Annotated in this window: 22 protein-coding genes and 1 tRNA gene; 7 read left to right on the top strand and 16 right to left on the bottom strand. The window is 39.3% G+C overall.

Going from position 1 to position 24,233, the window contains the following annotated elements:
• Nucleotide 1 precedes the first annotated feature (1 nt).
• The 7 genes from AC27I2_RS18025 to gyrA all read right to left on the bottom strand — a co-directional run bounded on the left by AC27I2_RS18025 (nt 2) and on the right by gyrA (nt 8,415).
• Entirely contained in the window at nt 2-283 is a 282-nt protein-coding gene (locus tag AC27I2_RS18025) for a lipopolysaccharide assembly protein LapA domain-containing protein (RefSeq protein WP_138530166.1), read from the bottom strand.
• A gap of 21 nt (nt 284-304) precedes the next feature.
• Nucleotides 305-592, bottom strand: a complete 288-nt coding sequence (gene ihfB, locus AC27I2_RS18020; RefSeq protein WP_006794165.1) for an integration host factor subunit beta — start codon at nt 590-592, stop codon at nt 305-307.
• Nucleotides 593-658: 66 nt separating this feature from the next.
• On the bottom strand, nt 659-2,326 hold the full coding sequence (gene rpsA / locus AC27I2_RS18015; protein WP_006794164.1) for a 30S ribosomal protein S1: 1,668 nt from the start codon (nt 2,324-2,326) through the stop codon (nt 659-661).
• Between the two features lie 95 nt (nt 2,327-2,421).
• Nucleotides 2,422-3,132: a (d)CMP kinase gene (cmk, locus tag AC27I2_RS18010; RefSeq protein WP_138530164.1), complete on the bottom strand. Its 711-nt coding sequence runs from the start codon at nt 3,130-3,132 to the stop codon at nt 2,422-2,424.
• Between the two features lie 106 nt (nt 3,133-3,238).
• Nucleotides 3,239-4,516 carry a 3-phosphoshikimate 1-carboxyvinyltransferase gene (gene aroA, locus AC27I2_RS18005; RefSeq protein WP_487205075.1) on the bottom strand — a complete coding sequence of 426 codons (1,278 nt, stop codon included), beginning with the start codon at nt 4,514-4,516 and terminating at the stop codon, nt 3,239-3,241.
• Complete coding sequence (gene serC, locus AC27I2_RS18000) at nt 4,516-5,598, bottom strand: 3-phosphoserine/phosphohydroxythreonine transaminase (protein ID WP_487205074.1); 1,083 nt, start codon at nt 5,596-5,598, stop codon at nt 4,516-4,518. Before serC ends, aroA begins: the two co-directional genes overlap by 1 nt.
• 117 nt (nt 5,599-5,715) lie before the next feature.
• Entirely contained in the window at nt 5,716-8,415 is a 2,700-nt protein-coding gene (gene gyrA / locus AC27I2_RS17995) for a DNA topoisomerase (ATP-hydrolyzing) subunit A (RefSeq protein WP_058403948.1), read from the bottom strand.
• A gap of 177 nt (nt 8,416-8,592) precedes the next feature.
• Here gyrA and ubiG point away from each other — a divergent pair, with 177 nt between their 5' ends.
• The 5 genes from ubiG (at nt 8,593) to yfaE (ending at nt 14,146) form a co-directional block, all read left to right on the top strand.
• Entirely contained in the window at nt 8,593-9,303 is a 711-nt protein-coding gene (ubiG, locus tag AC27I2_RS17990; RefSeq protein WP_487205073.1) for a bifunctional 2-polyprenyl-6-hydroxyphenol methylase/3-demethylubiquinol 3-O-methyltransferase UbiG, read from the top strand.
• Nucleotides 9,303-9,983 (top strand): HAD family hydrolase, encoded by a 681-nt coding sequence (locus AC27I2_RS17985; protein WP_487205072.1) that lies wholly within the window; start codon nt 9,303-9,305, stop codon nt 9,981-9,983. Before ubiG ends, AC27I2_RS17985 begins: the two co-directional genes overlap by 1 nt.
• A 412-nt stretch (nt 9,984-10,395) precedes the next feature.
• On the top strand, nt 10,396-12,678 hold the full coding sequence (nrdA, locus tag AC27I2_RS17980; RefSeq protein ID WP_487205071.1) for a class 1a ribonucleoside-diphosphate reductase subunit alpha: 2,283 nt from the start codon (nt 10,396-10,398) through the stop codon (nt 12,676-12,678).
• Nucleotides 12,679-12,743: 65 nt separating this feature from the next.
• On the top strand, nt 12,744-13,874 hold the full coding sequence (nrdB, locus tag AC27I2_RS17975) for a class Ia ribonucleoside-diphosphate reductase subunit beta (RefSeq protein WP_006794448.1): 1,131 nt from the start codon (nt 12,744-12,746) through the stop codon (nt 13,872-13,874).
• A complete protein-coding gene (gene yfaE / locus AC27I2_RS17970) occupies nt 13,874-14,146 on the top strand; it encodes a class I ribonucleotide reductase maintenance protein YfaE (RefSeq protein ID WP_058403944.1) in 273 nt (90 codons plus the stop codon). The genes nrdB and yfaE overlap by 1 nt, the downstream gene beginning before the upstream one ends.
• A 27-nt stretch (nt 14,147-14,173) precedes the next feature.
• On the opposite strand, the gene AC27I2_RS17965 is transcribed toward yfaE, so the two are convergent.
• Together AC27I2_RS17965 and AC27I2_RS17960 are read right to left on the bottom strand one after the other, a co-directional pair.
• Nucleotides 14,174-14,773, bottom strand: a complete 600-nt coding sequence (locus AC27I2_RS17965) for a DUF1287 domain-containing protein (protein ID WP_219423073.1) — start codon at nt 14,771-14,773, stop codon at nt 14,174-14,176.
• Nucleotides 14,774-14,842: 69 nt separating this feature from the next.
• Nucleotides 14,843-15,271, bottom strand: coding sequence for a hypothetical protein (locus AC27I2_RS17960; protein WP_058403943.1), 429 nt, complete (start codon nt 15,269-15,271; stop codon nt 14,843-14,845).
• Nucleotides 15,272-15,624: 353 nt separating this feature from the next.
• Here AC27I2_RS17960 and AC27I2_RS17955 point away from each other — a divergent pair, with 353 nt between their 5' ends.
• The gene (locus tag AC27I2_RS17955; protein WP_487205070.1) at nt 15,625-16,011 is read left to right on the top strand and encodes a YkgJ family cysteine cluster protein; all 387 of its coding nucleotides are present in this window, start codon (nt 15,625-15,627) and stop codon (nt 16,009-16,011) included.
• 140 nt (nt 16,012-16,151) lie between these two features.
• Nucleotides 16,152-18,539 (top strand): TonB-dependent receptor, encoded by a 2,388-nt coding sequence (locus AC27I2_RS17950; RefSeq protein ID WP_487205069.1) that lies wholly within the window; start codon nt 16,152-16,154, stop codon nt 18,537-18,539.
• Between the two features lie 215 nt (nt 18,540-18,754).
• Here the strand turns inward: AC27I2_RS17950 and bamJ are convergent, their stop codons facing one another.
• The 7 genes from bamJ to AC27I2_RS17915 form a co-directional block, all read right to left on the bottom strand.
• Entirely contained in the window at nt 18,755-19,375 is a 621-nt protein-coding gene (gene bamJ, locus AC27I2_RS17945) for a BamJ family beta-barrel-assembly machinery protein (protein WP_487205068.1), read from the bottom strand.
• 69 nt (nt 19,376-19,444) lie between these two features.
• The gene (locus AC27I2_RS17940; protein WP_058403939.1) at nt 19,445-19,831 is read right to left on the bottom strand and encodes a hypothetical protein; all 387 of its coding nucleotides are present in this window, start codon (nt 19,829-19,831) and stop codon (nt 19,445-19,447) included.
• Between the two features lie 51 nt (nt 19,832-19,882).
• Nucleotides 19,883-19,973: transfer RNA gene (locus AC27I2_RS17935), tRNA-Ser, on the bottom strand.
• 125 nt (nt 19,974-20,098) lie between these two features.
• Complete coding sequence (locus AC27I2_RS17930; protein WP_058403938.1) at nt 20,099-20,476, bottom strand: hypothetical protein; 378 nt, start codon at nt 20,474-20,476, stop codon at nt 20,099-20,101.
• Nucleotides 20,477-20,679: 203 nt separating this feature from the next.
• Nucleotides 20,680-21,228 carry an NAD(P)H nitroreductase gene (locus AC27I2_RS17925; RefSeq protein ID WP_058403937.1) on the bottom strand — a complete coding sequence of 183 codons (549 nt, stop codon included), beginning with the start codon at nt 21,226-21,228 and terminating at the stop codon, nt 20,680-20,682.
• 246 nt (nt 21,229-21,474) lie between these two features.
• Nucleotides 21,475-22,158 carry an HvfX family Cu-binding RiPP maturation protein gene (locus tag AC27I2_RS17920; protein WP_487205067.1) on the bottom strand — a complete coding sequence of 228 codons (684 nt, stop codon included), beginning with the start codon at nt 22,156-22,158 and terminating at the stop codon, nt 21,475-21,477.
• An 89-nt stretch (nt 22,159-22,247) separates the two neighbouring features.
• Nucleotides 22,248-24,209: an oxidoreductase gene (locus AC27I2_RS17915; protein WP_487205066.1), complete on the bottom strand. Its 1,962-nt coding sequence runs from the start codon at nt 24,207-24,209 to the stop codon at nt 22,248-22,250.
• Between the last annotated feature and the right edge of the window lie 24 nt (nt 24,210-24,233).

Genomic DNA, 24,233 nt, shown 5'->3' with positions numbered 1-24,233 from the left:
ATTAGGTGTCTTTATTAACGTCAGGCTTATTTTTATTTTTCTCAGGCGACAATTGCTTTTTTAACCGGTAGTTTTGCCACTTCAACTGAGAAAACAACTTGAAGCTTATAAAAAAACCTATTAAAACACCTAACAAAAAGCAGATACTTATTATTACAGCTAAAGGTAATGTATTACTGGCTATAATATAATTTACTTGTACTAACTGCGGATTTTGTGATCCTAATACAAAGGCACTAATTAGGCATAGTGCAACCAGAATAATTTTCAATACCTTGAACAAGTAACTACTCCGTTATATTAACTAGGCAATGCTCGCATTTACGCGGTCACGTAATTCTTTACCTGGTTTAAAATGAGGTACGTGCTTTCCATCTAACTCTACAGTATCGCCAGTCTTAGGATTGCGACCTGTGCGAGGAGCGCGGAAATGCAAAGAGAAACTACCAAACCCTCTGATCTCAATCCGATCTGAAGAAGATAATGAGCCGGCCATTTGTTCAAGAATTTCTTTTACAGCATTTTCAACATCTTTCACTGGAACGTGTGCATGTTGTTCCGCAAGTGTTTCTATCAGTTCTGACTTAGTCATAGCGTTTCCTTAAAAAAGATATAGGAAGGGCAATAATTGCCCTCCCAACTAAAAACTAATTATAAATTAGTCTTTTTGTGCATTTGCGAAAGCAGCTGCCATTGCGTTTTCAAACACTGGCTCTTCTTTCTTAAGCTTCTCTAGTACTTCTTTCTCTTCAGCTTCGAAAAGAGCTTTAACAGATAAGCTTAAAGTCCGGTTCTTACGATCAACACCAACATATTTAACTTCAACTTCGTCGCCAACAGAAACAACAGTAGTTGCATCTTCAACGCGCTCTTGAGCAATATCAGCTACACGGATGTAACCTTCAACGCCTTCGATAAGTTCAACAGTTGCGCCTTTCGCATCAACTTCAGTCACTTTACCTTTAACAATAGCACCTTTTTTGTTTGCATCAAGGTAGTTATTGAATGGGTCAGCTTCGATTTGTTTAACACCTAGAGAGATACGTTCACGCTCTGGGTCAACTTGCAATACGATAGCAGTGATTTCGTCGCCTTTCTTGAATTCACGTACAGCTTCTTCGCCAGGTGTATTCCAAGAAATGTCTGAAAGGTGTACAAGACCGTCAATACCACCGTCAAGACCGATAAAGATACCGAAGTCAGTGATTGATTTGATCTTACCAGTAACTTGATCGCCTTTGTTTTGTAGACGAGCAAATTCTTGCCAAGGATTAGCAATACATTGCTTAAGACCTAGAGAAATACGACGACGTTCTTCGTCGATTTCAAGAACCATAACTTCAACTGTATCACCTAGTGAAACAACTTTTGAAGGATGGATGTTCTTGTTAGTCCAATCCATTTCAGAAACGTGTACTAGACCTTCAACGCCTTCTTCGATTTCTACAAAGCAACCGTAGTCAGTAAGGTTAGTTACACGACCAGAAAGTTTAGAACCTTCTGGGTAACGACCAGCGATAGCTGCCCATGGATCTTCACCAAGTTGTTTAAGACCTAGAGATACACGAGTTTTATCTTTGTCGAATTTAAGAACTTTAACTGCGATTTCGTCGCCAACATTAACGATTTCTGAAGGGTGCTTAACACGCTTCCACGCCATGTCAGTGATATGTAGTAGACCATCAACACCACCAAGGTCAACGAACGCACCGTAGTCAGTAAGGTTCTTAACGATACCTTTAACTTCTTGACCTTCAACAAGGTTAGCAAGAAGCTCTTCACGTTCTTGTGAGTTTTCTGATTCGATAACTGCACGACGTGAAACAACAACGTTGTTACGTTTTTGGTCAAGCTTGATTACTTTAAATTCAAGCTCTTTGCCTTCAAGGTGAGTTGTGTCACGTACTGGACGAACATCAACAAGTGAACCAGGTAGGAAAGCACGGATTGAATCAACTTCAACAGTGAAACCGCCTTTAACTTTACCGTTGATAACACCAGTAACAGTCTCTTGCTCTTCACATGCTTTCTCAAGACGGATCCACGCTTCGTGACGCTTCGCTTTCTCACGAGAAAGGATAGTTTCACCGAAACCGTCTTCGATTGCATCTAGTGCAACATCTACTTCGTCGCCAACAGCAACTTCTAGTTCACCAGCAGCATTTTTGAACTGCTCTGCAGGGATAGCACTTTCTGATTTAAGACCAGCATCTACAAGTACAATGTTGTTCTCGATTGAGATTACTGTACCTTTAACGATAGAGCCTTGCTCTGCTTCAAAACCCTTTAAGCTTTCTTCAAATAACTGCGCAAAATTTTCTGACATACGAATATACGTCTCATATATTAATACCAATAAGCAACCATGCTGCATGGGGTTGTTAAAATAGCACTGGCATCCTGCTGGTGCATAAAATGTGTTTAACTTCGTTTAGGAAGTTTTCCCTCAGAAATAGCTGCATCCAATAAAGTCATAACCTTATCAAATACTTGCTGTGCATTTAGCTCGCTAGTATCGAGTTCAATTGCATCTTCTGCAGGAACAAGCGGCGCAACGGCGCGATTCATATCACGGTCATCACGAGCTTGAATGTCCTCTAATAGACCACTTAGTGTAACATCAAGCCCACGCTCATTCAACTCAACAAAGCGTCTACGAGCACGCTCTTGTGCGCTCGCTGTTAAATAGATCTTTAATGGCGCATCTGGAAACACAACAGTTCCCATATCACGGCCGTCTGCTATTAAACCATTTTCGGTTCTAAAAGCGCGTTGACGGCGCAATAGCGCTTCACGAACGCGAGGAAGTGCAGCTACCTTTGATGCAGCTGCGCCCACTTCTTCATTACGAATAGTGGTCGTAACATCCTCTCCCTCTAAAATAACTTTTCCAGCATTAGTCTGGCTATCCACCAAAAACTGCACATCTAAATTTGCAGCCAGCGGTACAAGTGCCTCTTCGTTGTCTAATGCAATTTGGTGGTGAAGTGCTGCAAGGGACAAAACGCGGTAAATTGCACCACTATCCAATACATCCCAACCCAACTTATCGGCTAACAAACGACAAACAGTTCCTTTACCAGAACCACTTGGGCCATCAACGGTGATCACGGGCATTAATAACGCCTGCATTTAAACCTCCTGCAATGCACACCTAAATAATCCGCGACATTATACGCCAGTTATTAAAATATATCTGCTATTAGTGTGTAACTTTTTATAAATAGTTATAAAAAGTCTATTCACTAACCGATGCTAATACATTGAAAAACGTAGGAAATGTTTTATAGGTACACTTAGGATCATTGATTGTTATAGGCTTTCCCCCTACTGCAACCATTGCAAAACACATAGCAATACGGTGATCGTCGTAAGTATCAATGGCGACATCATTAAATGTTGATGGGGGAGTTATTTCAATAAAATCTTCACCCTCAACAACTTCTGCACCTACTTTACGTAGCTCTGTGCTCATGGCGTAAAGTCGATCAGTCTCCTTTACACGCCAATTATAAATATTACGAATAGCTGTTGGACCTTTAGCAAACAGTGCAACAGTTGCAAGTGTCATGGCAGCATCAGGTATAGCATTGGCATCAATGTCGACCCCTTTTAAGTCGCCTTTTCTAACGACTAAACGCTCATCATACCAATCGATTTTTGCACCAACTTGCTCCATCACCTTTGCAAAGCCAATATCACCTTGAACTGATTTAGCGCCCACACCTTTAATTTCTATTTCACCACCAGCAATAGCTGCTGCGGCTACAAAATAAGAAGCTGATGAAGCATCACCTTCAACCATAATACGCTCAAGTGATTGATACTGCTGCCCGCCTTTGACTTTAAATGTTGAATAATCTGAATGTTCAACGGTAATGCCAAAACGCGCCATAACGCCTAATGTAATATCAATGTACGGCTTAGAAACTAAAGTGCCTTTAATTGTAATTTTTGTATCACCCGTGAACAAAGGCGCAGCCATTAATAAAGCGGTTAAAAATTGACTTGAAATACTGCCATCAATTTCAACTTCACCGCCATTAATTTGTCCACCAACAATTTTCAGCGGCGGGTAGTCTTTGTGCTTAGTGTAGGTAATATCACCGCCAAGCGCTTGAAGAGCGTCTACTAAATGCCCTATTGGGCGCTCTTCCATACGTGCTTCACCAATTAATTCATACTCACCACTTACAGCCGCAAGCACTGCTGTTAAAGGGCGATATGCAGTGCCCGCATTACCTAAAAACAATGGCTCATTAGGTGTTTTAAATTTTCCACCGACACCGTGCACGGTTGCAACTGTACGGTCATCATTAAGTGTAACTGTTACACCTAAAAGTGCTAAGGCCCCCAACATATGACGAATATCATCACTGTCGAGTAAGTTCTCAACAACTGTTGTTCCGTTCGCTAAAGCAGCCAGTAGTAAAATCCGATTAGATAAACTTTTTGACCCAGGCAATGTCACAGTCCCATTAACACGGGATATAGGCTCTAAACGAAGTTGCTCCATTAGCTATTCTCCTTCGCAAAAGCTGCCATAAAATCAACAAGCGCTTGTACGCCTTCAAGTGGCATTGCATTATAAATACTTGCACGCATACCACCTACTATTCTGTGACCTTCAAGTGCCAATAAACCAGCTTCTTTAGATTGTGATACAAACTTTTCATTTAAGCTTTCATCATTAAGCCAAAATGGTACATTCATACGTGAGCGGCAATGCTTGGCTACTTTATTGGTATAAAAAGAAGACTCATCAATAAAATTATAAAGAAGTTCTGCTTTGGCGATGTTGTGTGCTTCCATCGCCTTTACACCACCTTGTGCTTCTAACCATTCAAACACCTCAGCAGCTAAGTACCATGCAAATGTAGGTGGTGTATTAAACATACTGCCCTGTTTAGCTTCAAGGGCATAATCTAAAATACCTGGTTTTGCTAGTCCTTCACGCTCAAGTAATGTTTTGCGCACAATAACAATAGCGATACCTGATGGACCGATATTTTTTTGCGCACCAGCGTAAATTAAATCAAATTGATTAACGTCGATTTCACGAGATAATATAGTCGACGACATATCGGCGACAATGGGAGCTGTTGGATGACTTGGTACCTCAAAAATTTCTAATCCATCTACGGTTTCGTTTGGACAGTAATGAATATATGAGGCATCTGCAGGTAACACCCAGTCAGCCACGTTTTTTATAGAAAATTGCCCATCTTTATCGTTGCGTACATCAACACTAATTGTTGAAGTAAACTTATTAGCTTCGTCTGTAGCGCTTTTAGACCACACTCCATTTTCACAGTAGACCGCTTTTTTATCCGCTTGATGAAGATTAAGGGGTACTGCGCTAAATTGACCTCGACCACCACCATGCATAAATAGAACTTCAAATTCATCACTAATATTCATTAAGCGTCTTAAGCTTGCTTCACATTTTGCAGTTAATGCTAGAAATTCTTTACTGCGGTGGCTAATTTCCATTACAGAAACGCCCATGTCTTGCCAATCTAAGAATTCTTTTTGTGCTTTTTGCATTACCGCTTGCGGAAGCATAGCCGGCCCTGCACAAAAATTATATTTACTCATTACCTTTGCCTCATTCCAGTAATTTATATACTCAACATGAAAATATTAAATCCACGCTGTATTAATTTTTTTCAACAACATTAAAAAAAGCGGCCAAGGCCGCTTTTTCAATCTCAATTATTCTGAAGGAGGAGTGTCATCCACGACTTCATCTATAACTGTATCTACTGTTTCAACGTCTTCAGTATTAATTAAGTCACTTTCTGTAACTTCAATTTCTTCTATACGTTGTAAACCAACTACTTGCTCTTCGTCAATAGTTCTGATCAAAATAACACCTTGTGTGTTACGACCAACCGTTGAAACTTCGTTCACACGAGTACGCACTAACGTTCCGCGGTTTGAAATAAGCATTATTTCGTCGTTGTCATCAACTTGAACAGCACCTACTACAGCACCATTACGCTCACTCACCTTAATTGATACAACACCCTGTGTTGCACGACTCTTAGATGGGTAATCTTCAAGCTGAGTTCGTTTACCATAACCATTTTCAGTTACAGTTAATATAGCACCATCAGTTTTTGGTACGATAAGCGATACTACACGTTGTTCGTCGGTCATTTTAATACCACGTACACCGGTTGCCGTTCTACCCATTGGACGAACACCTTTGAAACGAATCTCAGGGTTACCTTCTTCGTCAAGTACTGGGTTACCGTTTTCATCTACAACAGCAGATTCTTCAGCTTCTTTAAAGCGAACAACCTTACCCGCATCAGTAAACAGCATTATTTCGTTCGTACCATCGGTAATATCAACACCAATTAAGCTGTCGCCTTCATTAAGGTTAACAGCAATAATACCGCTAGCACGCTGACGGCTGTAGGCTGTTAATGGTGTCTTCTTAACGGTACCAAAAGCAGTTGCCATAAAGATGTATTTATCTTCTTCGTACTCACGTACTGGCAATATAGCAGTAATACGTTCGTCAGCTTCTAACGGTAACAAGTTTACAATTGGCTTACCGCGGGCTGCACGGCTTGCAAGTGGTAATTGATACACTTTTAACCAATATAAGCGGCCTGCTGTAGAGAAACACAAAATAGTATCGTGCGTGTTTGCAACTAATAAACGCTCGATGAAATCTTCGTCTTTCATCTTCGTTGCAGACTTGCCTTTCCCGCCACGACGTTGCGCTTCGTAATCAGACAATGCCTGATACTTAACATACCCCTCGTGAGAAAGTGTCACTACAACATTTTCCTCAGTAATCAGGTCTTCAAGGCTAATGTCATGCGCAGCTGCATTAATTTCAGTACGACGTTCATCACCGTATTGCGCCTTAATTTCAACTAATTCATCGCGAATTACTTCCATTAAGCGCTCTGGACTTGCCAATATGTGTAACAGTTCAGCAATCAAATCAAGCAGTGTTTGGTATTCACTTAAGATTTTTTCGTGCTCAAGGCCTGTTAGCTTGTGTAAGCGTAAATCAAGAATCGCTTGAGCTTGTTGCTCAGAAATGAAGTACTGGCCATCGCGTATACCTAAATCATCAGCCAACCAATCTGGGCGAGCAACGTTAGCTTCACCTGCTTTTTCAAGCATGGCTTTCACATTACCGAGTTCCCACGAGCGAGCAGTTAACGCTATTTTAGCTTCTGCCGGTGTAGGAGACTTACGAATAAGTTCAATAATTGGGTCAATGTTGGCGAGTGCAATTGCTAGACCTTCTAGCATATGAGCACGGTCACGCGCTTTACGTAAATCGAATACTGTACGACGAGTTACTACTTCACGGCGGTGAATAATAAACTCTTCAAGCATTTCTTTTAAATTAAAACACTTAGGCTGATTATTAATAAGCGCAACCATGTTCATGCCAAACACTGTTTGTAATTGTGTTTGCGCATATAGGTTATTTAAAATAACTTCACCTACGTCACCACGTTTAATCTCAATAACGATACGCATACCGTCTTTATCTGATTCATCACGTAATGCGCTGATCCCTTCAATCTTTTTATCTTTAACTAGCTCAGCGATTTTTTCAATCAAACGAGCTTTGTTAACTTGATAAGGGATTTCATGAACAATAATTGTTTCACGACCTGTTTTCTCATCCGTTTCAATGTCGGCGCGTGCACGCATGTACACTTTACCACGGCCGGTTTGATACGCTTGTTCAATCCCTTTTTTACCGTTAATGATTGCGGCTGTAGGGAAATCTGGGCCTGGGATGTAATCCATTAATTCAGTAATGGTTAAATCAGGATTAACAATAAGAGCTAAACAGCCATTAATAACTTCAGTTAAGTTATGGGGTGGTATGTTTGTTGCCATACCTACCGCAATACCAGAAGAACCATTTACTAGTAAATTAGGTACTTTAGTTGGTAAAACATCAGGAATTTGTTCTGTGCCATCGTAGTTAGGTACGAAATCAACCGTTTCTTTTTCAAGATCGGCTAATAACTCATGTGACATTTTAGCCATACGTACTTCGGTATAACGCATTGCTGCAGCTGAATCACCATCAACTGAACCGAAGTTACCTTGGCCATCAACAAGCATATAACGAAGTGAGAATGGCTGTGCCATACGAACTATCGTGTCATAAACTGCGCTATCGCCGTGTGGGTGGTATTTACCGATTACGTCACCGACAACACGTGCCGATTTTTTGTAAGGCTTGTTCCAATCATTACTAAGCTCGTTCATTGCAAACAAAACGCGACGATGAACTGGCTTTAAGCCATCACGTACGTCTGGTAATGCACGTCCTACAATTACACTCATTGCGTAATCTAAGTAGGAGTTTTTTAACTCGTCTTCAATATTGACTGGCAGAATTTCATTGGCGAGATCAGTCATTTGATATCACATTCCTTCAGTAGCAGCTCTTAATAACCCGGTATTGGGTTTTAAAGAGTATTGTTATTATTACTAACGGACATGCTATCACAATTAATTTTAATTTACAGGCGCAAAACTTTGCGATTTATCAATTTAGGCCTATATAATGGCCTCAGATTGACGAGGAAGTATTTTATGACCGAACATCAAAATGTAGATCACGCAGAAATAGCAAAGTTTGAAGCCATCGCAGAGCGTTGGTGGGATTTAGAGGGTGAGTTTAAACCCTTACACGAAATTAACCCGTTACGCCTAGATTTTATTGCAAATAAAGCTCAAGGCTTATTTGGCAAAGAAACACTCGATGTGGGCTGCGGTGGCGGTATTTTAAGCCAAAGCATGGCACGTATGGGAGCCAAAGTAACAGGCATTGATATGGGGCAAGAGCCTTTAACTGTCGCCAAGTTGCATAGTTTAGAAACCAATGTACCCGTTGAATATATAAAAGTACCTGCTGAACAATTTGCTGATGAGCACCCTGAGCGCTTTGATGTCGTTACCTGTATGGAAATGCTCGAACACGTCCCCGACCCTGCTTCGATTATTCATGCGGTTGCTAAACTTGCAAAACCCGGTGCTGACGTTTTTTTTTCTACCCTTAACAAAACTCCTAAGGCCTACTTGTTTGCCATTGTAGGTGCTGAAAAACTATTGAAAATGGTTCCTGATGGAACACACGACCATAATAAGTTTATAAAACCTGCACAACTAATTTCATGGGCCGAAGAAGCGGGCTTAAAAGTACGTGCAAGCTCAGGGCTCTCGTATAACCCCTTTTCTAAACAGTACACACTCAATAGTGATGTTAGTGTTAACTATATTCTTCATTTTGAGAAGTTGGTGTAATGAAAAGCGGACAGTTACCTTCAGCACTTTATCAATATGATGCATTTTTGTTTGATTTAGACGGGACGTTACTCGACACAGCTGACGATTTAGGCGCTGCTCTTAATAGTGTACTGCGTTCAAATCAAATTACTGAAGTAACCAGTGAGGTATATCGTCCAGCAGCGTCTAATGGTGCAGCAGCATTATTAGAAGCTGGCTTTAAAGAGTTATGGCCCTCTCTTGCACAATCACAATTGATAAAGCAACTGGTCGATAACTATGCACAAAACATTGCAAAGCATACCCACTGTTTTGCCGGTATTGAACCACTACTCATTGCACTTGATCACAAAAAGATCAAATGGGGGATCATGACAAACAAGCCCGGTTTTTTAACCGAGCCGCTAGTCGCTGCGATCCCCGCTTTAAAAAATGCTTCGGTTATAATTAGCGGAGACACCCTTGAAGAAGCTAAACCCTCTCCGATGCCTTTACTTCATTGCGCTAAACTCATGGACGTAATACCAGCTCGCTGTTTATACATAGGTGATGCTGAGCGTGATATTCAGGCAGGTAAAGCAGCAGGTATGCCCACAGCGACTGCTTTGTGGGGTTACATTCCAAGTGAGTCAGAAGCATTGACTTGGAAAGCTGATTTTGACTGGTATAGCCCTATTGACGCATTTAACCATATATAGTGCCCATTATAGATATAAACACTATATGTTGTGATTGTGACACTTTATACACAAAGCTTGATGATAAAAAAAGCAGGCGAAATTTATTTTCAAAATGTGTAAATTTAGTCGATCCTGAGTTGATTTTTAAAAATTTCAACTCAAATGAATGATCAAAGGTTAATGCCTACTAACACAATTACGTTATCCCAACGTTATCCACAAATAGGGGCAATTATGCCCCTTGCAAATCAACTCAGACCACACTATCTTGTGATCTCTAAATTGAACAACACCAGATATTGTGGCCAAATGTTATTCAATTAAATTTACCTGATTTGGTAAAACTTATAAAAAATGAGCACTACTTCTCTTTTTGAGACGTACAACATTGGTCAAAAATACATTATCCCCAAGGAATACAGGCAAAGCTATGAACCAACAGTTATCTGTAAGCAAACGTGACGGGCGCAAAGAGCCTCTTGATCTTGATAAGATCCATCGCGTTATAGAATGGGCCGCCGAAGGTTTAAATAACGTTTCGGTTTCTCAGGTTGAATTAAAGTCACATATTCAATTTTATGATGGTATTCGTACTAAAGATATTCACGAAACGATTATTAAAGCGGCTGCCGATCAGATTTCTAAAGAATCACCTGATTACCAATACCTTGCTGCACGTTTAGCTGTATTCCACTTACGCAAAAAAGCATATGGTAAATTTGAGCCTCCGCGTTTATTTGACCATGTAACAAAAATGGTTGGCGATAAGCGCTATGACGCACATTTACTCGCTGACTACACAGAACAAGAATTTGATGAATTAGACGAATACCTAGACCATTCTCGTGATCTAAATTTTAGCTACGCTGCAGTTAAACAATTAGAAGGTAAATATCTAGTTCAAAATCGTGTAACGGGTGAAATATATGAAAGTGCGCAGTTTTTATATATTTTAGTCGCTGCAAGCTTATTTGCAGATTACCCACGAGAAACACGTGTTTCATATATAAAGCGCTTTTATGATGCGGTATCGCTATTTAAAATTTCATTACCAACGCCAATCATGGCGGGTGTTCGCACGCCAACTCGCCAGTTCAGCTCATGTGTGCTTATTGAATGTGGCGATAGCCTAGATTCAATCAATGCTACGTCATCGGCTATAGTAAAATACGTTTCTCAACGTGCTGGTATAGGTATTAATGCGGGTCGCATTCGCGCATTAGGAAGCCACATTCGTAACGGCGAAGCGTACCACACTGGCTGTATTCCTTTTTACAAGCACTTTCAAACAGCTGTTAAAAGTTGTTCGCAAGGTGGCGTACGTGGTGGCGCAGCAACTTTATTCTATCCGCTATGGCACTTAGAAGTAGAAAACCTTTTAGTTCTTAAAAATAACCGTGGTGTTGATGACAACCGCGTTCGTCACTTAGATTATGGCGTACAGTTTAATAAATTAATGTATTCTCGTTTAATCAAAGACGATTATATCACGTTATTTAGCCCATCAGACGTACCGGGTCTTTATGATGCGTTTTTTGAAGACCAAGACGAATTTGATGCGTTATACGTTAAATACGAACAAGACGACTCTATTCGTAAAAAGCGTATTAAAGCAATTGAGTTGTTCTCTGTGTTCGCACAAGAGCGTGCAAGTACTGGCCGAATATACTTACAAAACGTTGATCACTGTAATACACACAGCCCGTTTATAGCGAAAGTAGCACCAATTCGTCAATCTAATTTATGTTTAGAAATTGCATTACCGACAAAACCGCTTAACAACGTTAACGATGAAGAAGGCGAAATTGCATTATGTACACTGTCTGCATTTAACCTTGGTGCGCTTGAGTCATTAGATGAACTAGAAGAACTTGCTGAACTAGCAGTGCGTGCACTCGATAATTTACTCGATTTCCAAGACTACCCGGTACCTGCTGCTAAAAATGCAACGATGGGACGCCGTACGTTAGGAATAGGCGTAATTAACTACGCCTACTACTTAGCCAAAAATGGTAAGCGTTATTCAGACGGCAGTGCAAATGCACTAACACACAAAACATTCGAAGCGATTCAGTACTACTTGATGAAAGCGTCAAACGAACTTGCAAAAGAACGTGGTGCATGTCCTAAATTTAACGAAACAACGTACTCTCAAGGTATTATGCCAACAGATACGTATAAAACAGACTTAGATAAAATTTGTGATGAGCCGCTGCACCTTGATTGGGATGCATTGCGTAAAAGCATACAAGAACACGGTATGCGTAATTCTACACTCAGTGCATTAATGCCATCAGAAACGTCATCGCAGATCTCAAACGCGACAAATGGTATCGAGCCGCCACGTGGTCATATTAGTGTTAAAGCAAGTAAAGATGGTATTTTAAAACAAGTTGTACCTGAGTACGAACGTTTAAAAGACAACTACGAGTTACTTTGGGACATTCCTTCTAATGATGGTTACCTTCAGCTTGTTGGTATCATGCAAAAATTTGTAGACCAAACTATTTCTGCAAACACAAATTATGATCCAAATAAATTTGAAGGCGGTAAAGTACCTATGAAAGTCTTATTAAAAGACTTACTTAGCGCCTACAAATTGGGTGTCAAAACTTTGTATTACCATAATACCCGTGATGGCGCATCTGATGCACAAGACGACACTCCAGAAGTGGAAGATGACGACTGTGCAGGCGGCGCGTGTAAAATATAGTCGTTAATTTTATCTTAAGCGGGCATACAGCCCGCTTTGTTCTGATAGTTTTTTGAGTGATAAACATGTCTTATACTACTTTTAGTCGTAATCATAATAACCAAATGCAAGAGCCAATGTTTTTTGGCCAGACCGTTAACGTATCGCGTTACGATCAACAAAAATATCCTATTTTTGAGAAGTTAATAGAAAAGCAATTGTCTTTCTTTTGGCGACCAGAAGAAGTCGATGTGAGTAAAGACCGTTTAGATTTTCAGGCGCTACCAGAGCATGAAAAACACATATTTTTAAGTAATTTAAAATACCAAACATTACTCGATAGTGTACAAGGCCGTTCTCCTAACGTTGCCTTGCTTCCTATTGTGTCTATTCCAGAGCTAGAAACGTGGATAGAAACGTGGGCATTTAGTGAAACAATTCACAGCCGTTCGTACACCCACATTATTCGTAACGTAACACAATCACCAGAACTTATTTTTGATGACATAGTTAGTAACGATAAAATTAGCGAACGTGCCGATGCAGTAACAACTTACTACGATGACTTAATTAACTCTGTTTCACTTTACAATCTTTACGGTGAAGGCAAGCACGAAATTAATGGTAAAACAGTGGTTGTTAATTTATTCGAACTTAAAAAGAAACTTTACCTCGCGATGATGTCGGTAAACATTCTTGAGGCAATTCGTTTTTATGTCAGCTTTGCGTGTTCGTTTGCATTTGCTGAGCGTGAACTGATGGAAGGTAATGCTAAAATTATCAAGCTAATTGCACGTGATGAGGCACTTCACCTTTCTGGCACACAGCATATTTTAAATATCATGCAAGATGGTAAAGACGACCCAGAAATGGCAATTGTTGCAGCCCAATGTCGCGACGAAGCAATTAAAATGTTTGTACAAGCTGCTGAGCAAGAGAAAGAATGGGCAGAATACCTATTCAAAGATGGGTCAATGATTGGTTTAAACAAGCATATTTTATGTCAGTATGTTGAATACATTACTAATGCACGTATGACTGCTATTGGCTTACCGGCTCAATTTGAAAACAACAGCAACCCTATTCCATGGATTAATTCATGGCTAGTATCTGATAATGTTCAAGTTGCGCCACAAGAAGCTGAAATCAGTTCATACCTTGTAGGTCAAATAGACTCACAAGTTGATGCAGCTGAATTTGGTGACTTTGATTTATAATGAGCAATGAAACGACTGCAAGTGTAACACTTGCAGAAAACAGCCAGCGCATTGAATATAGCCCTGGCTGCCCCTCTCTTTTACACTGCTTAGAATCTCAAAAAATAGATGTTGCTTATCAATGTCGTGAAGGCTACTGCGGTGCTTGCCGAGCAACCTTAGTGTCTGGTAATGTTCAATATAACGAAGAACCACTCGCATTTGTTCGCGATGGTGAAATACTTTTATGCTGTAGTAAACCCAACGGCGATATACGTATTAATCTAAAATAATAAATACCTTTATAGCAGTAACATTCCTTACTGATCATTATAGTGTTTATTAGTAAAACGATAGTGACCAGTAATTTTATAATCAAATAGCATTTCGCTTAGTTCTGGCCCGCGCCCTATATTATGTACAATTTGAGCTTTTTTACCGCTGTTTGAAGCTTCTGTAACAACCATACCTATGTGAGGTAAGTTACCAGGCAGCTTCCAAGTAACTATATCGCCAACTTTATAATCACGTGAGTTTCTAGAAATGGCCAATTCTATGCCATTATGCTTAAAAAATACTTGAAGGTTTGGTACGCGCCGGTGGTCAATATTTTTATCCGGCTTTTTTAGACCCCAAATTCGCTGAGACGGATATCTAGCAAAATTTGCTCGAATATCTTCATGTACTCTTTGTTGTAAATCAACACCCAATTGACGGTAAGCGCGAATAATAACATCGGTACAAACACCAATATTACTTGGTACATCACCACCGGGATATTTTATTGAATGATAACTGCCGTCATACGTAATATTATGTGTGGTCCTTTCAATCAGCGCTGCGGTTATTTGCTGATTGAAAGAGTTAGCAAGCGTAAAGAAGGGTAAAAATGTAAATAAATATAAACCGTGTTTGAACATAACTCCCCTTTTAAAACGCTACCTTCATGGCCATTAATTCTATATACAAAAATTAAATTGCGCTTTCAATTAGCCTTCTTCTTCAACCAGTGATTCTAACAGGTCATGTATTTCGGCTTTAAGTTCTTTATCTTCAATTTTATTTGCACTAACTTTAGCACTTTGAAGATTTTTTATAGCCTCTTCTTTTTGGCCAAGTTCTAATTGTAATGTTGCCATAGAAAATGCAACTGACGACATATGGTCTTTATTATTAATAGCAATGGATTTTGCTAACGCCTTTTCGTAAGTGGTAATAGCGTCTTCTAACTCTTCTGTAAAATCAGCAAGTGTTTCCCACTGAACAGGGTGATCTTTAGATGTATTTTCGTTTTCTTCACAAATCGCTTTAAGTTTAGAAAAAAGTAACTCAAAGCGTTTACGATCATTTTTGTTTGCCGCATTCATTAACTCTTCAGCCAAATCGTGTACCGCTTTGTATACTTTTGTATTCATCATTACGTATCACCCTCAATGTATTTATGCTTAAAATAGCAAAATATAGATTTAAATGGCTAATTAAATATGCCTTTAGGACGATCATACAACATTAAAGTGTGCAGCAAACAATTTAAATGCGAAATAATAACTAAAGTATAAGTGGTTTATAAAATTCTACCCTGTCACAAAAATTCACACTTTTTAAATAACCTTAATTACTTTTATTTTTAAAGCACACCACATGAATTAAATTTATCTACTGCTCATACATAAGTATGAAATGGTTAAATTAATAAAAATAATAATTTCAAACAATTTGAAGATGGGCTGTTACACTCAAAACTATCAAAAAATCTAAAGATAGATAGGCTATGAAAGCGTGTAACCAATGTGGTAAATGCTGTACCAAATATGGTGGTGGTGACCTCGACGTTTCAACAGAAGAAGTAGAAATGTGGGCACTATTTAATCCTGAAATTTATCAATATGTACAAGGTAATCAAATTTGGTTTGATCCAGACACAGGTAATAAATTAAGCGGCTGCCCTTTTTTAGCAATTGAGCCTAAAAAACACAAAAACGCTAAAGATAAGTTCATATGCAATATTTACTTAGATCGACCTGAAGATTGTCGCCAATACCCTAGCCTTATAGCCGAAATGATTCGCGATGAATGTGAAATGATAGAGCCCAGCGATTTAAAAAATCAAAAACGTGCCCAAGACAAACTCAATGTATTAATGATTGATAGTAGATGAATCACAATTTTACTTCAGTGACTTAACACTAATTTTAGTTAATTAAACGCAAAATCATAAGTTATAGTATAACATTGTTGATCCGCTAATTTTGAACTGTTATATTATATCACAACAAGCAATCACAAAATAATTTACTCATGACAAAGTTAACATTAATTTCTTCTGCAATTTTTTCTGTTTTATGCACGCAATCAGCGTTAGCTGCTACGGTTACTGGCACAATCTTAGATGATAAAAAAAACCCAATTAAAAATGCCTCCGTTCATGTTCATGGAAAAAATCAAACTGTTAAAAGCAATGAACTTGGTGAATTTTCAATAGACATTGATGCTGACAGCCAACTTCATATTAGTAAAGACAACTACATAGATTCAAGAATAGCGGTGACTGAATCATCAAACAATGTCACTGTTTCACTCTTACCAACATCTGTAGAAACCGTTGTGGTTTATGCGTCTGCCCTGCATAAAAACAGTCTTGAAATGATTTCGCCAGTAAGTGTTCTCTCTGGTGATGAGTTAAGAAATAAATCAAAACCAACACTTGGAGAAACACTAAAAGGCTTACCTGGTGTAAATGCCAGTTACTTTGGCCCTGTATCTTCAAGCCCTATTATTCGGGGTTTAGATGGCCCTCGTGTAAAAATCACCCAAAATGGATTAGATGCCAGTGACGCTTCGCGTATTGGGCCCGATCATGCTACGTCAAGCGACAGCTTATCTGCTGAGCAAATTGAAGTATTACGTGGTCCAAGTACCCTTTTATACGGCTCAGGTGCTATTGGGGGAGTTGTAAATGTGGTTGATAATCGTATTCCTACAAACAACATTGATGACTTTAAAGGTGCAGCTGAATATAGCCACGACACTGTCTCTAACTCAAATACCGTGGCCGCAAAACTAGAAACAGGGAATGACGGATTTAACTTTCATTTTGATGGGACTAAACGCAGTGGCGATGACTATGAAACGCCTACATTTAGAGTAACTGACGAAGATGGCGACGTAGAAACTGAAAACTCAGTAGAAAACACGTTTATTGACAGTGAAACACTTAATTTTGGAACAAGCTACGTTGGCGAGCACCTTACTGTCGGATTTTCATACGGTACTATAGAAACCGACTATGGAATACCTGGACATGAACATCACCATGAGCATGATCACGAAGGTGAAACGGAAGAAGAACATGCAGAACATGAGGGTGAAGAAGAAGGCGAAGAAGTTGTTTTTGCACAGCTAGAGCAAGACCGCTGGCAAGGGTTGGTGAGCTATGCGCTTCACAACAACTGGATAGAAACAATAAACTTGCGTGTTGGTTATACCGATTACTCACACAGTGAAATTGAAGATGGTGAAATTGGCACAACGTTCACTAACGAAACTACCGAAGCGCGTTTAAACGTAGAACATAAATTTGCTGATTGGCATGGTATGCTGGGCTATCATTACAGCGACTCTGACTACGACGCAATTGGTGATGAAGCATTTACCCCAGCAAGTATAACAACTTCACATGCCCTTTATTTATTAGAAGAACGCGTATTTGGTGATGTAACGGTAGAACTGGGTGCCCGCATTGAAGATTACAAAATTGACAGTAATATTTCAGCAGCTGAGCATCATGACCATGATGAAGAGGAAGTTGAAGAAGAAGAGCACGATGAAGAATCTATTGCTTATAGCAAAAGCTTTACCAATGTAAGTCTATCTGCTGGTGCAATTTGGCAGTACAAACCTGGACATAGTATTGCTACAAGTATTTCTCACTCAGAGCGAGCCCCACTTTCTGCAGAGTTATTATCTAATGGCTTACACATTGCAACGGGTACTTATGAACTGGGCTTAGGTTACCATATTGAGGATAATGAAGCGCATTTCGAGCCTGAGAACATTAAACAAGAAACCTCAACAAACTTAGACATTAGCTTTAGGCGTTTTAGCGGTGCTTTTGGTTACACCGTGAACTTTTTCTATAACGATATTAAAAATTTCTATTTTCAAGAAAATACAGGCTTAGTCTTCGATGAAGAAGACGGTTTAGAATCAGCAATTGGTGCACACGACGATGCAGTAGCCGTTTATCAGTTTAGAAGTAAAGACGCTGAGCTTTACGGTATAGAGTTTGATGCTCACTACCAGATGACACCAAACGCCATGGTTAAAGTATTTGGTGACTCTACTCGCGCTAAACTTAAAAACGATGAAGGTAACCTTCCGCGTATACCAGCAAACAAATTAGGCTCTGAGTTACAGTATGATTTAGGTAACTTACAACTAACGCTAACCGGCACTCATTACTTCGACCAGAATGACATCACTGCGTTTGAAAGCCAAACAGATGGTTATACTTTATTTGATGCTCAAGCTAACTACCAATTAGGTTTAGGTCCTGTTGATGCTCAACTTTATATAAATGTTGATAACCTAACTGATGAACTAGGGTTTGTTCATACCTCATTTATCAAAGATAAAGCCCCTCTTCCAGGTAGAAATATTCGCTTGGGTGTTCGTGGCTACTTTTAATCACTAAACGTTATGTTCAGCCTGTTTGATTAATAACTCCCTTTTAAAACCGTATTTGTGAATGCGGTTTTTTTTATATAAATCGCGTTGTAATTAAGGTGAAAAGCTAATCGTTTTAAAAATTACCATTACGCATTACCTGAACATAATTAAAACAGATACAAAAAAACCGCGCTATTTATAAGCGCGGTTTTAAATAACTTAATAGAATACTATTAAGAAATTATTTCGTGTAACTCAACGTCAAATACAAGCGTTGAGAAAGGTGCGATTGCTGCACCTGCGCCGCGCTCACCATAAGCAAGCTCATGAGGAACGTATATACGCCATTTAGTACCTACTGGCATCATTTGTAATGCCTCAGTCCAACCTTTGATCACGCCACCAACTGGGAACTCAGCTGGTTGACCACGCTCGTAAGAGCTGTCAAAAACAGTACCGTTAATAAGAGTACCGTGGTAATCAACACGAACTGTAGACTCTGCAGTTGGCTTTTCGCCTTCACCCGTTACTAGTACTTCATATTGAAGGCCAGACTCAGTAACAGTGATTTCTGGACGTTTAGCATTTTCTTCTAAGAAAGCAATACCTTCAGCAGAAAGTACTTTTGATTCTTCTTCACGACGAGCTTGGATCTCTTCGTTAATTTTTTCAAATGCAGCTTGGATCTCAGGGATCTCAACTTGAAAAGCGCCACCAGCGTACGCATCTTTCATGCCTTCAAACACTGAATTTAGGTTTAAGCCTTCAAAAGGATTAGACTTAAGTTGCTCACCCATTTGTAAGCCAATACCGTAACTTGCTTTTTCAGCATCTGTAGTAAAATTATCTGACATAATGTGTTTTTCACGTTTTGTTAGTTAAAAGACATGGATATGCTATCACAAAATCAAGCCTGTTTGGTCCTAGTTTTTATCGAGTTTTACCTTTAATAGGCCAACAATAAAGCAACTAAGGACCAAACTGCATAAAAATCCTACAAGCAATGGAGAAGTTAATAAACTAGAGGTGCCCCCAAGGATAATTGGCACCGCAATAAGCCCTACTACACCAATAAAAATTGATGCGATAACAGGCCATTTTGTATCGTATTTAGTAATTAAATGAGCAACTAAAATATTAAATCCAACACCATATACGAACGCTGTTATTAGTGGGTGCTCGGGTTGCGCATCGGCTGCCATTTTTATTAGCACACTCAAACCGCTTTGATAGCAATAACCGAATACAGTCCACAATAAAATATGTTTTAACAGCTGTGCACTTAAAGGTAAATTTGCTTTGTTTGTCATTACTAAACCCCAGATAGCAAAAAACCGCCAATAAGGCGGTTTTTTAAATAATGGTGGAGAGATAGGGATTTGAACCCTAGATAGGCTACAAACCTATGCCGGTTTTCAAGACCGGTGCATTCGACCACTCTGCCATCTCTCCGTACGGCGCGAATAATAGGGTTTATCTCATTATTTGTAAAGCATTAAATGTAAAAAATATAAAATTTTGTTTAATGACTTAAAAAACTACATACCAATGGCAGCAACATCGTGCTGTTAATGAGATTAATAATATTGCTTAGGTCTACGAGCAATCCATGAGCATAGTAGGCATACCAGTAAACTCAATGAGAAAAAAGTGACCCCTTGAAAAATTAGATCAAAACGGTTTAATTCGTCGCTTGGTACAATTACAAACATAAAAGCAGGTAAAATACTTAACATAAGCACGTAACAGCACACTTTGAAGGCGCGCCCAAAATCGAATCGCTTTGATTGCTGCATCCACCAAGTAAGTAGAACTAATACACTTACGGCCGAACCTGCAATAAATGGAGTTGCATTTGTACTCATTGCTACATATAACGTAACAAACGCCCCCAAAAGCCCCCATATAGACCAAGCAAGCCAATTTTCTTTTTCACGTAAAAATAAATTTCCCATAAATTAAGTCTTCTTTATCATTGTTATTTTGAGACTCTCCATACATTATCAAAAAACAACCGATTAAAAAACAATCTGCAGAAGAATTATTAGCTTATTTAGCTTCCGTGCACTTCTAACAGCATGTCACTGCAAAATAGTAGTGACTAAATTTTATACTCATTTATAAGTGACCATCACAGTGTCTAAAAGTTCACCCTTGTTTATAAATTAGTAAAATAACTTTCAGGCTTATGCCGTGGCGACTTTTTACAATCGACAGCTGGAGTACCTATGTATAAATATCCCACAATTTCATCTAATTCATTTAAATTGAGCGCTTGCTTAACCGCATTACTTTGCGCAAAGTAACCCGTGCGCCACACACCACCTAACCCCTGTGCAAATGCAGCTTGTTGCATTGCAAGCACGCTACACCCTGCACTTTGTATTTGTTCTATGCGTGGTACTTTTGGATGTTCTTCATATTTAGCAATAGCAATGATGATTACAGGTGCTCGAAGAGGAAGATCTTTAGCACGATTAACCACTTTTTCTGATTGTTGCTCTGCTAAAGCGCATTGATAATACATTTCACCTAGCTTTATGCGAGCATCCCCTTGAACCAGGATAAACTGCCACGGTGCAATACAACCATGATCGGGAACACGCAGTGCTGCCTGTTTTATTATATCAAGCTGTTCAGGTGATGGGCCAGGTTCAGTAAGTTTAGAATCAGATTGGCGAGTAAGTAAAAGCTCAATAGCATCCATAAAAATAACTCAAAAATTCAAAACGCTAGAATAGCATTTAAAACCTTAGTATTACCAATTTGGTTATCTCGCTCGTTATAATTAATTAAGCCTTTTCATAAAAAACTATTTTTGCTGAGGTGGATTCGATTTGTAAAATTGTGAAAAGATATGCATAAGCTATAAATACCCAATGAGGTTATATAGCATATACAAAAAACGGCCGTTTAAAATATTTATATGGCCGTTCAAGTATGTTGAAACACCCTATTCTTTGCTGATTGTTCGCTTTATCCAATAATCAACGCTTACAAAGCGCCCACCTCCAGTGAAAAATAAACTAAGCAGCATAGCAAAGTAAATGGCAGCAAATTCAATCCCATTGTTTAGAATTGAAGGTTTGCCTTTCTCGTACAAATACTCAGGAAAACCGTGTTCTTCCACTATTGCGCGAATTTTGCCAATTCGCTCTTGTACTTCAAGTGAGTTTTCGAGACTTTCTTTTGCACCAGGGATTGATAACCAATCGAGTACCTGAGCTGCACTCGTGTCAGGATTAGTAGGTGCTATTGCAAACCAGCCATTGTGCCAATGCACTGATGTTGCAGCAACAACCATGGTAAACATAAGCGGGATACTAACTAGGCGAGTAAAAAGGCCAAATAATAAAAACCAGCCTCCCAAAAATTCGCTCCAACCAGCTAAAAATGCGAGTAAATCAGGAAATGGTAAGCCTAAGCCCCATTCACTATTCCCAAACCATTGCACAATATCAGGCGACGCTAATAAGGTGTTTAAAAAACCGTCGGCTTCACCACTTATAGCAAGCTTATTGTATCCGGCAATAATCATCACTGGCGCTAAAATTAGTCTGAAAAGTAAAGAAGGTAAACCATCTAAAAAAAATAGTTTACCTATTGCTGATTCGTATAGGTGGGTTAGTGTGTTCATGCGTTTCCTGAGTGCTGTGTTTATTTAGTTATAGACTATAAACAACCAAGACCGCATGAACAGGTAAACTCTTTCAATCTATCTAAGGCTTAAATAGATCTCGCTATTTGAAGCGCTTCAAAAATAGCACGCTTAGCATCAATTGCAGCTGCGAGTTTTGCACCGCCAATCACGTGTACTTTTGCGTTTTCAGCATGGGGCTTTACAACTTCATCATTTGAAACTTGACCAATACACGCAATAACAGTGTCGACAGGTAACACCTGAGTTTCACCACCAACTGTAATAGTTAAACCATTGCTGTCAAAGCTCTGATACTGACAATCTGCAATTTGTTTTACACCATGTTGCTTAGCTACTTGACGATGGATCCAACCTGTTGTTTTACCAAGTTCACTACCAAATCGGCCTGAACTTCTTTTTAACATGTACAACTGGCGGTCGTCTTTGTGTGGTTGCGGTTCACATTCAATTCCCCATTGTGTTTTAAATTCATCAATGGTTTGCGATTTATGCTCACTTAAAAATGCCACCATATCAAAACCAATACCGCCAGCACCTAATATAGCAATAGAATTACCTAACTCGACTTCGCCACGAATTACTTCATCGTATGCAAATACGCGTTTGTCATCGCTACATTTAATTGACGCCTCACGGGGGCGAACACCCGTTGCAAAAACAATGTCATCAAACTGTGTCAGCATTGACTCGTTGTAAGACGTTTCAAGTTTAACCGATACATCTAAACGTTCTAGCTCATTAATAAAGTATGTCAGTGTATGATTAAAGTCTTCTTTACCAGGTATTTGCATGGCTAAATTAAATTGGCCACCCATTTGCGATTTTTGGTCAATCAAAGTGACCTTATGACCTTTCTGAGCTAAATAACAACTTGCAGATAAGCCAGCCGGGCCAGCCCCCACAACAAGTACGTTTTTTGAGATTGTGGCTTTATCGAGCGGGTAGTCAAGTTCAAAGGCGGCTTGGGGGTTAACTAAACAGGTTGCACGTTTATTTTTAAATACATGATCTAAACAACCCTGGTTACAGCCAATACAAATATTAATTTGTTTGGTTTGATCGTTTTGGTATTTATTAAAAAACTCAGGATCAGCTAATAAAGGTCTAGCCATTGATATAAGGTCGGCTTCACCAGCATTTAATATATCATTTGCAATGTCAGGTGTGTTAATGCGGTTAACCGCAATGACTGGAACGCTAACAACACTTTTTAAGCGCTTAGACGCTTCTTTAAAAGCCCCTGGTGGAACCATGCTAGCAATTGTAGGAACGCGTGCTTCATGCCAGCCAATACCTGTGTTAAAAATATCAACCCCGGCTTTTTCAAGCTCAGTGGCTTGAATAACAACTTCATCTGGCGTTGAACCATTAGGGATTAAATCCATTACAGATAATCTAAATATGATTAAAAATTTATCTGAAACTTTTGCCCTAACCGCTTTTACTATTTCCAGTGCTAAACGCATGCGGTTTTCTAGGCTACCACCAAATTCATCAGTACGTTTGTTTGTATGCGGCGCCATAAACTCGTTAATTAAGTACCCTTCAGAGCCCATTACCTCAACACCGTCGTAACCTGCTTTTTCTGCCATATAAGCAGAATGTGCGAAGTCTTTAATCGTTTTTTTAATTGAGCTCAGTGACATTTCTTTAGGCTTGTAAGGATTAATTGGAGCCTGAATAGCACTAGGTGCCTGATTGAAAGGATGATAAGCGTAGCGACCAGCATGTAGTAGCTGTAAACAAATTTTTCCACCATGCTTATGAACAGCATCTGTGTATGCGCGGTGTTTAAATACATCATAATAACTGTTAAAAGAAGAAGATATTGGCGTTAACTTGCCTCGTAGGTTCGGACTATAGCCACCTGTTATGAGCATGGCAGTACCGCCCTTCGCGCGGGCTTCATAAAATGCACGTAAACGTTTTCTGTTATGCCATCCCTCTTCAAGGCCCGTATGCATTGAGCCCATAACTAATCTGTTTCGTAATTGTGTGTGTTTTAATTGTAGTTGTTGTTCTAACATCTTATGCCCCATTAACTGGTCTAA

This window comes from Pseudoalteromonas sp. NH0006-46, from assembly GCF_057547735.1.
The sequence above is the reverse complement of the archived record's forward strand: the minus strand, read 5'-3'. Positions and strand labels throughout refer to the sequence as shown.

Excerpts from the sequence above, each read along its gene's own strand:
- ihfB (WP_006794165.1), bottom strand. The coding sequence starts at position 592 with ATGACTAAGTCAGAACTGATAGAAACACTTGCGGAACAACATGCACAC.
- rpsA (WP_006794164.1), bottom strand. The coding sequence starts at position 2,326 with ATGTCAGAAAATTTTGCGCAGTTATTTGAAGAAAGCTTAAAGGGTTTT.
- cmk (WP_138530164.1), bottom strand. The coding sequence starts at position 3,132 with ATGCAGGCGTTATTAATGCCCGTGATCACCGTTGATGGCCCAAGTGGT.
- aroA (WP_487205075.1), bottom strand. The coding sequence starts at position 4,516 with ATGGAGCAACTTCGTTTAGAGCCTATATCCCGTGTTAATGGGACTGTG.
- serC (WP_487205074.1), bottom strand. The coding sequence starts at position 5,598 with ATGAGTAAATATAATTTTTGTGCAGGGCCGGCTATGCTTCCGCAAGCG.
- gyrA (WP_058403948.1), bottom strand. The coding sequence starts at position 8,415 with ATGACTGATCTCGCCAATGAAATTCTGCCAGTCAATATTGAAGACGAG.
- ubiG (WP_487205073.1), top strand. The coding sequence starts at position 8,593 with ATGACCGAACATCAAAATGTAGATCACGCAGAAATAGCAAAGTTTGAA.
- AC27I2_RS17985 (WP_487205072.1), top strand. The coding sequence starts at position 9,303 with ATGAAAAGCGGACAGTTACCTTCAGCACTTTATCAATATGATGCATTT.
- nrdA (WP_487205071.1), top strand. The coding sequence starts at position 10,396 with ATGAACCAACAGTTATCTGTAAGCAAACGTGACGGGCGCAAAGAGCCT.
- nrdB (WP_006794448.1), top strand. The coding sequence starts at position 12,744 with ATGTCTTATACTACTTTTAGTCGTAATCATAATAACCAAATGCAAGAG.
- yfaE (WP_058403944.1), top strand. The coding sequence starts at position 13,874 with ATGAGCAATGAAACGACTGCAAGTGTAACACTTGCAGAAAACAGCCAG.
- AC27I2_RS17965 (WP_219423073.1), bottom strand. The coding sequence starts at position 14,773 with ATGTTCAAACACGGTTTATATTTATTTACATTTTTACCCTTCTTTACG.
- AC27I2_RS17960 (WP_058403943.1), bottom strand. The coding sequence starts at position 15,271 with ATGATGAATACAAAAGTATACAAAGCGGTACACGATTTGGCTGAAGAG.
- AC27I2_RS17955 (WP_487205070.1), top strand. The coding sequence starts at position 15,625 with ATGAAAGCGTGTAACCAATGTGGTAAATGCTGTACCAAATATGGTGGT.
- AC27I2_RS17950 (WP_487205069.1), top strand. The coding sequence starts at position 16,152 with ATGACAAAGTTAACATTAATTTCTTCTGCAATTTTTTCTGTTTTATGC.
- bamJ (WP_487205068.1), bottom strand. The coding sequence starts at position 19,375 with ATGTCAGATAATTTTACTACAGATGCTGAAAAAGCAAGTTACGGTATT.
- AC27I2_RS17940 (WP_058403939.1), bottom strand. The coding sequence starts at position 19,831 with ATGACAAACAAAGCAAATTTACCTTTAAGTGCACAGCTGTTAAAACAT.
- AC27I2_RS17930 (WP_058403938.1), bottom strand. The coding sequence starts at position 20,476 with ATGGGAAATTTATTTTTACGTGAAAAAGAAAATTGGCTTGCTTGGTCT.
- AC27I2_RS17925 (WP_058403937.1), bottom strand. The coding sequence starts at position 21,228 with ATGGATGCTATTGAGCTTTTACTTACTCGCCAATCTGATTCTAAACTT.
- AC27I2_RS17920 (WP_487205067.1), bottom strand. The coding sequence starts at position 22,158 with ATGAACACACTAACCCACCTATACGAATCAGCAATAGGTAAACTATTT.
- AC27I2_RS17915 (WP_487205066.1), bottom strand. The coding sequence starts at position 24,209 with ATGTTAGAACAACAACTACAATTAAAACACACACAATTACGAAACAGA.